The organism is Arenimonas donghaensis DSM 18148 = HO3-R19, from assembly GCF_000743535.1.
Taxonomy (GTDB): Bacteria; Pseudomonadota; Gammaproteobacteria; order Xanthomonadales; family Xanthomonadaceae; genus Arenimonas; species Arenimonas donghaensis.
In genome coordinates, this window is sequence record NZ_AVCJ01000034.1 from 17,759 (window position 1) to 31,564 (window position 13,806).

7 protein-coding genes are annotated in these 13,806 nt (G+C 67.0%); 3 read left to right on the plus strand and 4 right to left on the minus strand.

Going from position 1 to position 13,806, the window contains the following annotated elements; all coding sequences use genetic code 11:
- The first annotated feature begins 78 nt into the window (after nucleotides 1–78).
- Entirely contained in the window at nucleotides 79–2,295 is a 2,217-nt protein-coding gene (gene katG, locus N788_RS10250; protein ID WP_034224699.1) for a catalase/peroxidase HPI, read from the plus strand.
- A gap of 21 nt (nucleotides 2,296–2,316) precedes the next feature.
- Here the strand turns inward: katG and N788_RS10255 are convergent, their stop codons facing one another.
- Complete coding sequence (locus N788_RS10255) at nucleotides 2,317–3,243, minus strand: GGDEF domain-containing protein (protein ID WP_034224702.1); 927 nt, start codon at nucleotides 3,241–3,243, stop codon at nucleotides 2,317–2,319.
- Nucleotides 3,240–7,817 carry a CHASE domain-containing protein gene (locus tag N788_RS14010; RefSeq protein WP_084696004.1) on the minus strand — a complete coding sequence of 1,526 codons (4,578 nt, stop codon included), beginning with the start codon at nucleotides 7,815–7,817 and terminating at the stop codon, nucleotides 3,240–3,242. The genes N788_RS10255 and N788_RS14010 overlap by 4 nt, the downstream gene beginning before the upstream one ends.
- Nucleotides 7,818–7,941: 124 nt before the next feature.
- On the opposite strand from N788_RS14010, the gene N788_RS10265 reads away from it, so the two are divergent.
- Nucleotides 7,942–10,386: a two-component system response regulator gene (locus N788_RS10265; protein ID WP_034224705.1), complete on the plus strand. Its 2,445-nt coding sequence runs from the start codon at nucleotides 7,942–7,944 to the stop codon at nucleotides 10,384–10,386.
- A 44-nt stretch (nucleotides 10,387–10,430) separates the two neighbouring features.
- Here the strand turns inward: N788_RS10265 and N788_RS10270 are convergent, their stop codons facing one another.
- A complete protein-coding gene (locus N788_RS10270; protein WP_034224708.1) occupies nucleotides 10,431–12,656 on the minus strand; it encodes an NADP-dependent isocitrate dehydrogenase in 2,226 nt (741 codons plus the stop codon).
- Between the two features lie 113 nt (nucleotides 12,657–12,769).
- Here N788_RS10270 and N788_RS10275 point away from each other — a divergent pair, with 113 nt between their 5' ends.
- Nucleotides 12,770–13,357: a hypothetical protein gene (locus N788_RS10275; RefSeq protein ID WP_051924564.1), complete on the plus strand. Its 588-nt coding sequence runs from the start codon at nucleotides 12,770–12,772 to the stop codon at nucleotides 13,355–13,357.
- On the opposite strand, the gene N788_RS10280 is transcribed toward N788_RS10275, so the two are convergent.
- Nucleotides 13,309–13,782 carry a YkgJ family cysteine cluster protein gene (locus N788_RS10280; RefSeq protein ID WP_084696006.1) on the minus strand — a complete coding sequence of 158 codons (474 nt, stop codon included), beginning with the start codon at nucleotides 13,780–13,782 and terminating at the stop codon, nucleotides 13,309–13,311. The two genes, N788_RS10275 and N788_RS10280, sit on opposite strands and share 49 nt — an antisense overlap.
- Nucleotides 13,783–13,806 lie beyond the last annotated feature (24 nt).

The following is a 13,806-nucleotide window of genomic DNA, read 5'->3' on the forward strand; positions in this document are numbered from 1 at the left end:
ACATTGATTTCCACCCAGGAGTCAAGGGGCCTACAGTCCCCCCATCGCCCCCCGCTAGAAACCCAAGGAGAGATCGCCATGTCCAACGAAGCAAAATGCCCCTTCACCGGAAGCGGCAGCCGCAGCCAGGCCATCACTGGTGCGTGGACGAACGCGGACTGGTGGCCCAACCAGCTCAACCTCGGCATCCTCCACGGCCATTCGCCCCGGGCCAACCCGATGGGCGAGGACTATGACTACCGCGAAGAGTTCAAGAAGCTCGACCTCGACGCCGTCATCAAGGACCTGCACGCCCTGATGACCGATTCGCAGGACTGGTGGCCGGCCGACTATGGCCACTACGGTCCCTTCTTCATCCGCATGGCCTGGCACGCAGCCGGCACCTACCGCACCTTCGACGGGCGCGGCGGCGGCGGCACCGGCGACCAGCGCTTCGCGCCGCTCAACAGCTGGCCCGACAACGGCAACCTCGACAAGGCGCGCCGCCTGCTCTGGCCGATCAAGCAAAAGTACGGCAAGCAGCTGTCCTGGGCCGACCTGTTCATCCTGACCGGCAACGTCGCGCTCGAATCCATGGGCTTCAAGACCTTTGGCTTCGGTGGCGGCCGCAGCGACATCTGGGAGCCGATGGCCGACGTGTTCTGGGGCCCGGAACAGGAATGGCTGTCCACCAGCGACAAGGAAAACAGCCGCTACTCCGGCGAACGCGACCTGGCCAATCCGCTGGCCGCGGTGCAGATGGGCCTGATCTACGTGAACCCGGAAGGCCCGGACGGCAATCCCGACCCCCTGCTGTCGGCGCGTGACATCCGCGACACCTTCGCGCGCATGGCCATGAACGATTACGAGACCGTCGCCCTGACCGCCGGCGGCCACACCTTCGGCAAGGCCCACGGTGCCGGCGACGCCGGCCTGGTGCAGGTCGAGCCCGAGGGTGCGGACATCGAAAGCCAGGGTTTGGGCTGGGCCAGCAGCTACGAGTCGGGCATGGCCGGCCACACCATCACCAGCGGTCTGGAGGGCGCCTGGACGCCGACGCCGACCAAGTGGGACATGAGCTACTTCGACGTGCTGTTCAAATACGACTGGGAGCTGACCAAGAGCCCCGCGGGCGCGCAGCAGTGGCAGGCGAAGAACCTCAAGGACGAAGACATGGCGCCGGCCGCCCACGACCCGGGCCGCAAGGAAAAGCTGATGATGTCCACGGCCGACATGGCCATGCGCATGGACCCGGCCTACGAGAAGATCTCGCGCCACTTCAAGGACAACCCGGACGAGTTCGCCGACGCCTTCGCGCGCGCCTGGTTCAAGCTGACCCATCGCGACATGGGCCCGCGCAACCGCTACCTGGGCAAGTACGTGCCCGGGGAAGTGCTGATCTGGCAGGACCCGGTGCCCGACGTCGACCATGCGCTGGTGGACGACAAGGACGTGGCCGCACTGAAGAAAAAGGTGCTCGATTCCGGCGTTGCGACCGAGCAGCTGGTCTACACCGCCTGGTCCTCGGCCTCGACCTTCCGCGGCAGCGACAAGCGTGGTGGTGCCAACGGCGCCCGCATCCGTCTGGCGCCGCAGAAGGACTGGGAAGTGAACCAGCCCGGGCAGCTGGCCAAGGTGCTGTCCACGCTCGAGGACATCCGAAAGGACTTCAACGGCTCCGCCAGCGGCGGCAAGAAGATCTCGATGGCCGACCTGATCGTGCTGGCCGGCAACGCCGCCATCGAAGCGGCGGCGAAGAAGGGCGGGTTCGACATCACCGTGCCTTTCCACCCGGGCCGCACCGACGCCACGGACGAGATGACCGACGCCGACTCCTTCGAGCCCCTCGAGCCCAAGGTGGACGGCTTCCGCAACTACGTGGCCAAGGGTTTCGAAGGCTCCGAAGCCGAGATGCTGGTCGACCGCGCCGCCTTGCTGCGGCTCAGCGCCCCGGAGATGACGGTGCTGGTGGGCGGCCTGCGTGCCCTGGGCGCCAACTACAAGGGCAGCAAGCACGGCGTCTTCACCAAGACCCCGGGCACGCTCAACAACGAGGTCTTCCGCAACCTGCTCGACATGGGCACGAAGTGGAAACGCTCGGAATCGAATCGCGACATCCTCGAGGGCCGCGACCGCAAGACCGGCGAGATCAAGTGGACCGGCACGGTGTCGGACCTGGTCTTTGGCTCGAACGCGCAGCTGCGCGCGCTGGCCGAGGTTTACGCCGCCAGCGACGCCGACCGGAAGTTCGTCGACGACTTCGTCGCGGCCTGGACCAAGGTGATGGAGGCCGACCGCTTCGACCTGCACGGCTAAGCGGCCAGGGGTGGACGCCCGCTAGTCGGCGTCCACCCAGCGGGCCCGCCCGGCGTCCTTCGCGCGGTAAAGCCGTTGGTCGGCAAGCGTCATCAAGGCGGCCAGGTCACCGCCGGTGGCCGGCTCTACCGAAGCAAGACCCGCACTCAGGCTCAGGTAGCCCAGCGGGGAGGAAGCGTGGGGCTCCTGCAGGGAGTGCACGGCCTCCAGCAGGCGGGCAATCAGCGTCCGGGCGCCCTCGGCGTTGGTATTGGGCATCAGCAGGGCAAACTCCTCGCCGCCCAGCCTCGCCACGGTATCGCCAGCGCGCGTACACAGCTTTCGAAAGGTGTCGGCGAGCAGCCGCAGGGCACGATCACCGCCGTCATGCCCGTAGTAGTCGTTGAAGGCCTTGAACCAGTCCACGTCCAGGATCGCCACCGACAGGGGCAGGCGCAAGCGACGGCAGCGGCGCCATTCGCGCGAAGCATGGGCATCGAACGTGCGCCGATTCGCCAGGCCGGTCAGCGCGTCGGTGCCGGCCAGTTCACGCAGGCGATCTGCCTGTTGTTTGAACTTGATGTGCACGGCGACGCGGCGCGCAAGCGTAACGGGGTGCACGGGCTTGCTGACGAAATCGACGCCGCCGGCGTCCCAGCACGCCAGCTCATCGTCTTCGGAAGATCCGCTCGTGATGAAGATCACGGGAATGTCGGCCGTGCCCGGGTCCTGGGCCAGGCGACGGCAGGCTTCCAGTCCGCTCATGCCCGGCAGCACCACGTCCATCAGGATCAGGTCCGGATGCTGGCTGGCCGCGATTTTCAGTGCGGCTTCGGCCCGGGTGGCCAGGCGAAGGTCGTAGGACTCGCCCAACAGTCCGGCAAGCAAGCGCAGGTTGCCGGGATCGTCATCCACCACGAGCAGCACCGGGCGGCCATTCGACGGCGGGGGCGGAGCCGTGGGGATCATTGACCGTCGCTCCCCAGGGTGGTCAGCAACACCTCGCATCGCTGCAGGGCGCCCTCGAAGTCAAAATCCCGGGTCCGGGTCAGCAGCTCTGTCGCCAGTGCCGGGGCCACGCCCGGCCAGCGGGCGATCAGGTCCTCGGCTTCCACCACGGCCCGAAAATTGCACTCCACCAGCAGGCCATGCAGCACCTGCAGCTTGGCTTGCACTTCCCCGGCCTGGATCCCTCCCGATGCCGGGGGTGTCTGCGGTGGCTGTCCGGGGGAATGGGCCAGGTGGTCGCGAACGTCCTGCAAAGCCTGGGAAAGGCCGGCTTGCAGCGCCTGTTCCCCGGCAGGGTCCAGGCCATCCGCGGTGCGCAGGCGCTCCTCGGCCCGGGCTGCAAGATCAGCGAGCCCATCGCAGCCCGCCGTCGCGGCATTGCCCTTGAGGGTATGCGCCGCCCGACGCCGGTCTTCGGTGGACGATGAGGCGTTGAGCAGTTCCGCCACCAGCACGGGTGCGTTTTCCAGAAAACTTCGCAGTGCTCCCTGGAAGGCCGACGGATGCTGCTGGAAGCGGCGTTTCGCCGCGGCCAGTCCGGTAGGCTTTTGGCGATCCGCATGCTCCGGAGCGATGGCGCCGCCCCCCTGGCCGAGGCAACGAAGGATCTGACTTCGCAGTTCGGCGACGTTGATGGGTTTTCCCACATGTCCGCTCATGCCGGCGGCGAGGCAGGCCGCCCGGTCCGAGTCGGTCACGTGCGCCGTCAGCGCCAGGATGGCCAGGCTGGCGAACCGCGGGTCCTGGCGAACCCGGCGCGACAGGGCATAACCATCCAGGCCGGGCATCTGGATGTCGGTCAGCAGCAACACCGGCCAGTCCGGCGCCTCGTCCAGGCGATCAAGCGCTTCCTGGCCGCTGGTGCACAGGCGCACCTCGGCGCCTTCGGCTTCCAGCACGTCACGTGCGACGTCCCGGTTCATCGGGTTGTCATCGACCACCAGGACGCGGACCCCCGCCAGCGCAGAGCTTGCAACCGTGGCCTGGTCCTGCGGGCGCTCGCCGGATTCACCGCTTTGCAGGGAGGAAAGACCGGTGGCCAGTGAAGACAACAACGCCGGCTTGGAGAGATAGCGAACCCGCTGCAGTCCCTTCGTACTGACCTCGAGCAACAACCGGTGGCGCGAACCCGAAGCGGCGAAGAGAACGCCATGGTGGATGTTCCCGTTGAGCTCCAGCGCCAGGTTCACCAGCTCGTCCAGGGGCTGCTCGTCGTATTCCGACCAGGCGAGCAGCAACACATCCACCGGCTGTCCAGCCAGCAGGCGACGCGCCTGGGCGCGGTCACAGGTCGCCTGCACCTGGCAGCCCAGCTGGCGACACAGGCCTTGCAGGATGTCGCGCGCCACCTCATTGGGTTCGACGACCAGTACGCTTTGCGATGACCGCGGCGCCGAGCCGTCCGCCTGCTCGCCAGGCAACTGCGGCAAGGCGAGGGAGAAAAAGAACGTGCTGCCGTGCCCCGGCACGCTGCGCAGGTTCATCCGGCCGCCCATCATCGACACCAGGCGATCGCAGATCGACAGTCCCAGCCCCGTGCCGCCGTATCGCCGGGCGGTGCTGGCCTCGGCCTGGGCGAAGCTGGAGAAGATGTGCGCCTGCAGGTTCTCGGGAATGCCGATGCCGGTGTCCTTGACCGAGAACTCCATTGTCCAACAGTCCGCTTCCGCACTCACCGGCTTGATGGACAGGATGATGTGGCCCGCGTCGGTGAACTTGATCGCATTGCCAAGCAGGTTCGTCAGCACCTGCTTGATGCGCAACGCATCGCCCACGAACCGATCGGGAAGCCGGGCATCGACGTCGAAGGCGATTTCGACGCCGGGCTTGGCGCCAAGGCCTTCGCAGATGATGGAAAGTTCGGACAGCAGCATCTGCAGGGAGAACGGCTGGTTCTCGGTCGACATCATGCCGGCCTCGATCTTCGAGAAGTCGAGCACGTCATTGAGGATCGCGAGCAGCGAATGCGCCGCACCTTCCGACTTGCGCACGAACTCCTGCTGCCGTGAGTCGAGGGACGTCGTCGCCAGCAGCTGCATCATGCCCAGGATGGCGTTCATCGGGGTCCGGATTTCGTGACTGACGTTGGCCAGGAACTCCGACTTGGCGCGGGTGGCGCTTTCGGAACGCTCGACGGCGCGGCGCAGTGCCTCGGCTTGTTCGCGCTGGGCCCGCATGTCCACGGCGACGCCCAGATAGCCCAGCACGGTGCCGTCGTCGTCCTGAAGCTGGGAGATGCCCAACAGGACGGGGATGCGCGTACCGGAGACATGCAGGTAGGTCCAGTCCCGACTGGTGCTGGTGTCCTGGTCGACCCCGTGGACGAATACTTCGAACCCCGGCGGGAAAGGCCGCCCCAGGGCCCTGGAGATCTCCTGCGCGCGCTGCTCGACCTCGGCCGGGTCATGGAAGACGGCCGGCGTGGACTTGCCGACGAGATCGGCGGCGCGACGTCCCAGCAGCGATTCCGCGGCCGGGTTGAACAGGGTGATCACGCCCTCCTGATCGGTGGCGATCAGGGCGACTCCCGCACCTTCGACGATCTTTTCCTGAAGGATGAGGGTATGGCGAAGCTGCCGGGTGCGCTCGGCCGCCTGGCGCTCGAGCGACTCATTGAGGTCCCTGAGCCGGGATTCGGCGGTGAGGCGTTCCTGCTCGGCCAGCATGCGGCGCATCTCCGCTTCGACGCGGTGGCTGAACAGTCGGGCCACCTCGAAGGCACGGTCGAAGTCGGCCGGCATGATCCGGCGCCCATGGAACACGGAGAGATGACCGAAGACCCGGTCCTGGGTGTCGAACAGGGGAAGCGAAATGCAGCTGGCTGCCGTGAGGCCGGGCAAAGGCGTCGGCAGGCCCCCGGCCGCATCCACCCGCACCCGGGAGCCACGTTGCCGGTCGCCGGTCGGCACCGCCATTCCCAGCGTGGGCTCGGCCTGGCTGTTGATGGCAGCCTCGAGTTCGTAGCGCCACCGGGAAACGTCAAGCCCCTCGCGATAAGCCGCCAGCACGATGGCCTGGTCGGGACTGTCCGGCGCGATGCGATCAATGGTGACCAGGTCGGCGCGAAGCAGGCGTCCGAGCGCATTGGCCGCCGCGTCCATGAAGTCCTCGCCCAGCTGCGCCGAAGTGAGCACGGAGATCTCACTGAGCGTTGCCTCCATCGCGCGCTGGCGGGAAACGTCGCGCAAGGTGATCGACAGGCTCGATGTCTTGCCATCGGCCCCGCGGACGGCGGAAACGATCGCGACGCTATGGCTGTCGTCGCGGCCATTGCCGCGAAGGCTGAGTTCCGTGGTCGCACGCGGCATCCCCTTGGCGACCGATTCCAGTGCACGGCGCAGGGCGACTTCTCCCTCCACGATGGCCAGCGCATCGATGGCCGAGCGGTCCTCCGCCACATCCAGGCGATCGCCCAGCAAGGCGGCGGCCGCCTTGTTTGCGTTGATCAGGCGCATGTCCAGGTCCAGGTCCAGGATGGCGTCCTGGGACTGGTTGAACAGGGCGGCCGTCCTTGCCCGGTCCGCCTGCAGGTGCTGCCGCATGCGCGCCGTGCTCAGGTAATACCGCGCCGACAGGGCCGTCAGTATGCCGATGGCCAGCAGCAGCCCGGCTGGCAAGCCCGGGCTGACCAGGCCCAGGCTCTCGGAAAAAGCCCGCGAAGCCGTGAACTCCAGGTCCCATTGGCGACCGAAAAGCGACAGCCGACGCCGCGCGCTGGGCGCATCCTCGTTGGTTTCCCGCTCCGAGCGATAGAACGGCAGGGTCACGTCGTCCGAGTCCGGGTCGCGGATCGAAAGCGTGAAATCGTCAAGCGTCGCACCGATGTGGCGCAGGACGTCATCCACGACCAGGGGCGCATAGGACCAGCCCACCAGGGCCGTGCGCCGCTGTTCCGGCGTGGATTGGGGTTGCGACGGATCGTAAACCGGCAGTAGCAGCAGGAAGCCGCGGGCCGGTTTGCCCGTGGCCTGTACCAGGGTAATGGGCTCGGTCAGGGTTGCCTTGCCCGACAGCATGGCCCGATCCGCGGCCAGCCGCCGATTGGCCTCCGAACCGATATCCAGGCCTATGGCTTCGTAGTTGGCGCCACTGGGCTCGATGTATTGGATGATGTAGTGGTCGCCGGCGTGGGCATTGAGTTCACGCAGCGAGAATCCGGGAAATCCGTCGTCCCTGGCTTCGTCCAGGAAGGATGCAAGGCCACCGCGGGATACGCGACGGATATAACCAAAGCCAAGCGCCCCGGGGAACTCCGTCGGCAGGTCCCGTGTGTTCATGTAGGTGATGAAACGCGCGCGGGACGGCGCGTCCACGCCAGCGGCCACGATCGCGCCCCGGGCGCCCCGGGCGCCAAACTCATAGCTGGAAACGCGCAGTCGGACGTCTTCGGCGGCGGAAGTAGCCACGCGATCGAACTCTTCCTGGGCGCGTTGCTGGTTGTATTCGCCGACGTAGTAGTAGGTGCCTGCCGACAACCCGGCGCTGAGCAAGACAACGGCCAGCGACACCTTGTTTTCCCGAAGGACTGCAGACATCCCGGCCCTACCTCCAGCTACCCGTGCTTCAGGAGAGACGATTTCTCAGCGTGCAACTGGCAAGTTGCAATCGTGCCCCTTTCGGCGATACATACAAGCGGGATTCCGTATGAGCCATATAAGCATGGATTCGGTGACGTCGCCAGATAGACCCGGCAGGCTTTTGATTGTCGATGACTCCCCGGACAGCGCCAAGATACTGGCGCAGGCCGTGGACGGTCTGGGCGAGGTGTTCGTGTGCACCAGCGCCACGCGTGCCCTGGAATTGGCCCGCAGTCACTGTCCCGACGTCGTCATCCTGGACATCGAGATGCCGGGGATGTCGGGCTTCGAACTGGCGCGCGCCTTGCGCGAAGAACCCGCGACGGCGACATGCTCGCTGATCTTCGTCACCGGCCACGACCCCCACCACTTCGAGCCTGCCTCGTTCCGGGAAGGCGCGGTCGATTTTCTTGCCAAGCCCATCAATCTCACTACCTGTCGCCTGCGGGTGGGCAACCATCTCCTGCTCAAGCGGCGATCGGACGCGCTCTTGCTCGCACGCGCCGAGATGGACCAGCTGATGCGCGGGCTGCCTGCCCGCGTGGTCTGCATGGATCTCAATGGCGAGGTCAGGTACGTCAATGGGTCCGAATCGCCCTCCTTTTCCATGCTCAACACGATAGAGCCGGGACGGCGGCTGGACGCCTGCCTCGACGGGGCCTTCATGGCCCAGGTCGAACCGCTGGTCGCGCGGGCCCGGGGCGGGTACTCGGCCGAAGGGGAACTCCAGGTGCACGCGCCCGGGCAGCCGGACCGTGTGGTTCGCCTGTCGGCCGTGCCGGCGGGCCGGGGTCTTCCGGAAGGCTTCGTCCTGCTGTTGTTCACCGACATCAGTCGGCTAAAGCAAGCCGAGCGCGCGCTGTTCGAAGAAAAGGAACTGCTCCGGGTCACGCTGTCGTCGATCGGCGATGCGGTCATCGCGGTCGACACCATCGGGCGCGTGACCTTCATGAATCCGATCGCGGAGCAGATGACGGGCTGGACCGTGGCACAAGCCCGGGACCAGCCCATCGAAATCGTCATGCCGCTGACCGAGGGCGAGTCTGGCCGGCAACTGCAGAACCCGGTTTATCTGGCCCTGTCGGAGCGCCGGACGGTGGCGATGGCTCTCAATTGCCGGCTCAATGCCCTTGGCGGCATTACCTACCACGTCGAAGACTCGGCGGCCCCCATCCGGGATGCCCGGGGCGAAATCCGCGGCGCGATCATCGTATTCCACGATGTCAGCGAGGCGCGGGCCATGGCCATCAAGATGTCCCACCTGGCCAATCATGATCCGTTGACGGACCTTCCCAACCGGGTCCTGTTGCAGGACCGCATCAACCTGGCCATCCGCCGCGCCGCGCAGATGAATTCACGGGTCGGGTTGATCCTGTTCGACATCGACAATTTCAAGCTCACCAACAACACCGCCGGCCATGCGATCGGCGACCGGGTGATCCAGTTGCTGGCCTCGCGCTTGCAGCGTCTCCTGCCCGGTGGCGCCACCCTGGCGCGACTTGGTGGCGACGAGTTCGTGGTGCTTTTGCCGGAGACGGAGTCGCCGGAGAGTATTGCCGAGCTTTCGATGCTGCTGTCGGCCGAGGCGCGCCAACCGTTCGTCTTCGACGAACACCAGGTGGAAGTCACGCTCAGTGGCGGGATCAGCATCTTCCCGGACGACTGCCCGGACCAGGAAGGGCTGCTGCGCAATGCGGACGTGGCGATGTACCGCGCGAAAGAGGATGGCCGCAACCAGACCTGTTTCTACTCCGCGGAGTACGAGCAGCGCCTGGTCGAACGCACCCGCGCCGAGCGCGAGCTGAGGGACGCACTGCAGGAGAGTCGGCTGGAGGTTCATTACCAGGCGATGTACGACGCGTCCCAACGGCACGTCGTCGGCGCCGAGGCCCTGGTGCGACTGCGCAGCCGCGACGGCCAGCTCGTGCCGCCCCTGACCTTCATTCCCCTGGCCGAAGAAACCGGCCTGATCGTGCCGATCGGCGAGTACGTGCTGCGCAAGGCCTGCCTGGCTGCCGGCAAGTGGTGCAAGCAGTGGCCGAATTTCCGCATCAGCGTCAACATTTCGGCCGTGCAGTTTGCCGAGCCCTCGCTGCTCAAGACCGTGCAAGCCGCCCTGGACGAGGGCGGGTTGTCCCCGCAACAGCTCGAGCTGGAGATCACCGAGAACACGCTGATGGCCAACGTCGGCGCAGCGCGCGAGCTGATGCAGCGCTTTCGTGCCCTCGGCATCCGCCTGTCGATTGACGATTTCGGAACCGGCTACTCGAGCCTGACCTACCTCAGGAGCTTCCCTGCCCAGACGCTCAAGCTCGACCAGGCGTTCGTGAGGGGCCATCTTGATGACCAGGGCGACCTGGCCATCGTGCGCACCATCATCTCGCTGGGCCAGGCCCTGGGCATGGAACTGGTGGCGGAGGGCGTGGAAACCAACGATCAAGCGAGCAACCTGGCCGGGATGGGATGCCAGACCTTGCAGGGGTATCTCTTCTCGCGACCGGTCCCCGAAGGCGAATTTCCGGGCTAGGGGTTCCCGGGGCAGGCACCCAAGGGTGCCTGCCCTCCAAAACGTTACAGGGAAGCCAGAGCCGCGTTGAAGGTGGCGCTGGGGCGCATGGCGGCGCTGGCCTTGACCTGGTCGGGGCGGTAGTAGCCACCGATGTCGACCGGCTGGCCCTGTACGGCGGTCAGTTCCTCGAGGATCTTCGCTTCGTTCTCGACCAGGGCCTTGGCCAGCGGCGCGAACTTCGCCTTGAGCGTCGCGTCCTCGTCCTGGTCGGCCAGGGCCTGGGCCCAGTACTGCGCCAGGTAGAAGTGGGTGCCGCGGTTGTCGAGCTGGCCGACCTTGCGGGCCGGCGAGCGGTTCTCGTCGAGGATGCGGGCATTGGCCTCGTCCAGCGTCCTGGCCAGCACCGGCGCCGCCGAGTTCAGGAAACGCTCGCTGACATGGTCGAGCGAGGCCGCCAGGGCCAGGAACTCACCCAGGGAATCCCAGCGCAGGTAGTTTTCCGCGGTGAACTGCTGCACGTGCTTGGGCGCCGAACCGCCGGCACCGGTTTCGAACAGGCCGCCGCCGGCCATCAGCGGCACGATCGACAGCATCTTGGCGCTGGTGCCCAGTTCCATGATCGGGAACAGGTCGGTCAGGTAGTCGCGCAGCACGTTGCCGGTCACCGAGATGGTGTCCTTGCCGGCGCGGATACGCTCGAGCGAGAACTTCATGGCATCGACGGGCGCCAGGATGCGGATGTCCAGGCCGTTGGTGTCGTAGTGCTTCAGGTAGGTCTCGACCTTGGCGATGATCTGGGCGTCGTGGGCACGGTCCGCGTCCAGCCAGAACACCGCCGGGGTGTCGCTCAGGCGGGCGCGATCGACCGCCAGCTTCACCCAGTCCTGCACCGGTGCGTCCTTGGTCTGGCACATGCGCCAGATGTCGCCGGCCATCACCGGGTGTTCGAACAGGCTGCGGCCGGCTTCGTCGGTGACCCGCACGATGCCGTCGGCCGGCATCTGGAAGGTCTTGTCGTGCGAGCCGTACTCCTCGGCCTTCTGCGCCATCAGGCCGACGTTGGGCACGCTGCCCATGGTGGCCGGGTCGAAGGCGCCGTGGGCCTTGCAGTCGTCGATCACCGCCTGGTAGATGCCGGCGTAGCAGCGGTCGGGGATGACGGCCTTGGTGTCCTGCAGTTCGCCGGCGGCATTCCACATGCGGCCGGAGTCGCGGATCATCGCCGGCATCGAGGCATCGACGATGATGTCGCTGGGCACGTGCAGGTTGGTGATGCCCTTGTCGGAGTTGACCATCGCCAGGCCCGGGCGCGCGGCGTACAGCGCCTGCAGCTCGGCGGTGATGGCGGTCCGGGTGGCCTCGGGCAGCTTGTCCAGGCGGGCGTCGAGGTCGCCGATGCCGTTGTTGCGGTCGAAACCGACGGCGGCCAGCGCCTCGGCGTGGCGATCCAGGACGTCCTTGTAGAACTCGCCGACCGCGACGCCGAACATGATCGGGTCGGAGACCTTCATCATGGTCGCCTTCAGGTGCAGCGAAAACAGCACGCCCTTGGCCTTGGCGTCGGCGATCTGGGCGGCGATGAAGTCCGCCAGGCGCTTGCGGTTCATCACCGCGGCGTCGACGATTTCACCGGCCTGCACCTTCACCGCGTCCTTCAGGACGGTGGTGACGCCGTCGGCACGCAGCAGCTCGATCTTCAGGCTGCCGGCGTCGTCGACGGTCGCCGACTGTTCGCTGCCGTAGAAATCGCCGCCGTCCATGTGCGAGACGTGCGACTTCGAATCCGCGCTCCACTTGCCCATGCGGTGCGGGTGCTTGCGGGTGTAGGCCTTCACCGACTTGGGCGCGCGGCGGTCGGAATTGCCCTCGCGCAGCACCGGGTTCACGGCGCTGCCCTTGGTACGGTCGTAGCGGGCCTTGGTGTCCTTGTCGGCGTCGGTCCTGGGCTCGTCCGGGTAGTCGGGCAGGTCGTAACCCTGGGACTGCAGCTCGGCGATGGCCGCCTTGAGCTGGGGCACCGAGGCGCTGATGTTGGGCAGCTTGATGATGTTGGCTTCCGGCTGGGTGGCCAGTTCGCCCAGTTCGGCCAGGTGGTCGCCGATGCGCTGGTCGTCGCGCAGCCGGTCCGGGAACTGCGCCAGGATGCGACCCGACAGCGAGATGTCGCGCGTCTCCACGGCGATGCCGGCGGCGCCGGCGAAGGCCTGCACGACCGGCAGCAGCGACTGGGTCGCCAGGAACGGGGCTTCGTCGGTCAGCGTGTAGATGATCTTGGGCGTATCGGACATGGCGGAAAGGTCTCGTTTATTCAGCCTTGCATTGTCGCGTTTACGCGGGTCCGGGGAAAGCGCGCAGGCCCTACGGGGGTGTACGCTGCTGCCAGGCCCTCCGGAGGATCGTCATGGCTGCTTCCTGGCTGCTCGTTTTTTCCCTGGCCGCGTCCGCCGTACCGCCGGTCGCCGAGCCTGCCGTGACGCCGGCGTCAGCACCGGCCTGCAGCGCCACCGAACACCGGCAGTTCGATTTCTGGGCAGGCGACTGGGTCGTGACGCGCCCCGACACCGGCGCCGAACTGGGCCGCAACACCATCAGCCACGCCGCCGGTGCATGCCTGTTGCGCGAACACTGGCGCGGCGGCTCTGGTTTCGAAGGGCACAGCCTCAACGCCTACGACCGCCGGCGCGGTGCCTGGATGCAGGTCTGGGTCGGCGCCGACGGCGTGGTGCTGCGGCTCGAAGGCGGCCTGCGCGACGGCGCCATGGTGCTCGAAGGCGAACTGCCCCAGGCCAGTGGTGGCGTGCAGCGCCAGCGCATCACCTGGACGCCCGCGGCGGACGGGAGCGTTACCCAGCACTGGCAGGTGTCGGACGACGACGGCGGCAGCTGGAGGACCAGCTTCCTGGGCGTGTACCGCCGTGCCGGCGCGGCGGGGGAAGCCGATCAGGCCAGGGGCGAACCGGGTTCCGGCGAGGGCGCGCCGAAGCCGTAGGCCGGCGGCAGGTCGTCCACTTCCGGCAGCGGCGCCGTCTCCACCGCCACCTGGTCCACGCCCGGCAGCGACACCGGTTGCATCGCCCAGTCCTCGGGCGTCAGCGGCTTGAGGCCATGCCGGATGCGACCCTTGTCGCACTGGGCGCTGTGGCGGCCAAATTCCCAGCTCGGTTCGACCTCCCGGCACACCGAAGGGCGGTTGGGATAGATGCCGCAGTGGCCATCCACGCCGATGCTGCCGCGCAGGCCGACGCAGCGCGGATGGCTGCCTTCGGTGCCGCGCATGGCCAGTTCGTGCCGGCGCAGGGGCATCACCAGTTCGGCGGCGGGGCCGTCGGGGTTGTGTGGCTGGGCTTCCGACCAGTGGAACGACACGCGGAAGGTGGCGCAGCAGGCGCCGCAGCGCAGGCAGGGATGGCTCATGGGCCGGTCTCGGGCGGCGTGGCC

Coding starts and splice junctions, on each gene's coding strand:
- katG (WP_034224699.1), top strand. CDS start 79: ATGTCCAACGAAGCAAAATGCCCCTTCACCGGAAGCGGCAGCCGCAGC.
- N788_RS10255 (WP_034224702.1), bottom strand. CDS start 3,243: ATGATCCCCACGGCTCCGCCCCCGCCGTCGAATGGCCGCCCGGTGCTG.
- N788_RS14010 (WP_084696004.1), bottom strand. CDS start 7,817: ATGTCTGCAGTCCTTCGGGAAAACAAGGTGTCGCTGGCCGTTGTCTTG.
- N788_RS10265 (WP_034224705.1), top strand. CDS start 7,942: ATGGATTCGGTGACGTCGCCAGATAGACCCGGCAGGCTTTTGATTGTC.
- N788_RS10270 (WP_034224708.1), bottom strand. CDS start 12,656: ATGTCCGATACGCCCAAGATCATCTACACGCTGACCGACGAAGCCCCG.
- N788_RS10275 (WP_051924564.1), top strand. CDS start 12,770: ATGGCTGCTTCCTGGCTGCTCGTTTTTTCCCTGGCCGCGTCCGCCGTA.
- N788_RS10280 (WP_084696006.1), bottom strand. CDS start 13,782: ATGAGCCATCCCTGCCTGCGCTGCGGCGCCTGCTGCGCCACCTTCCGC.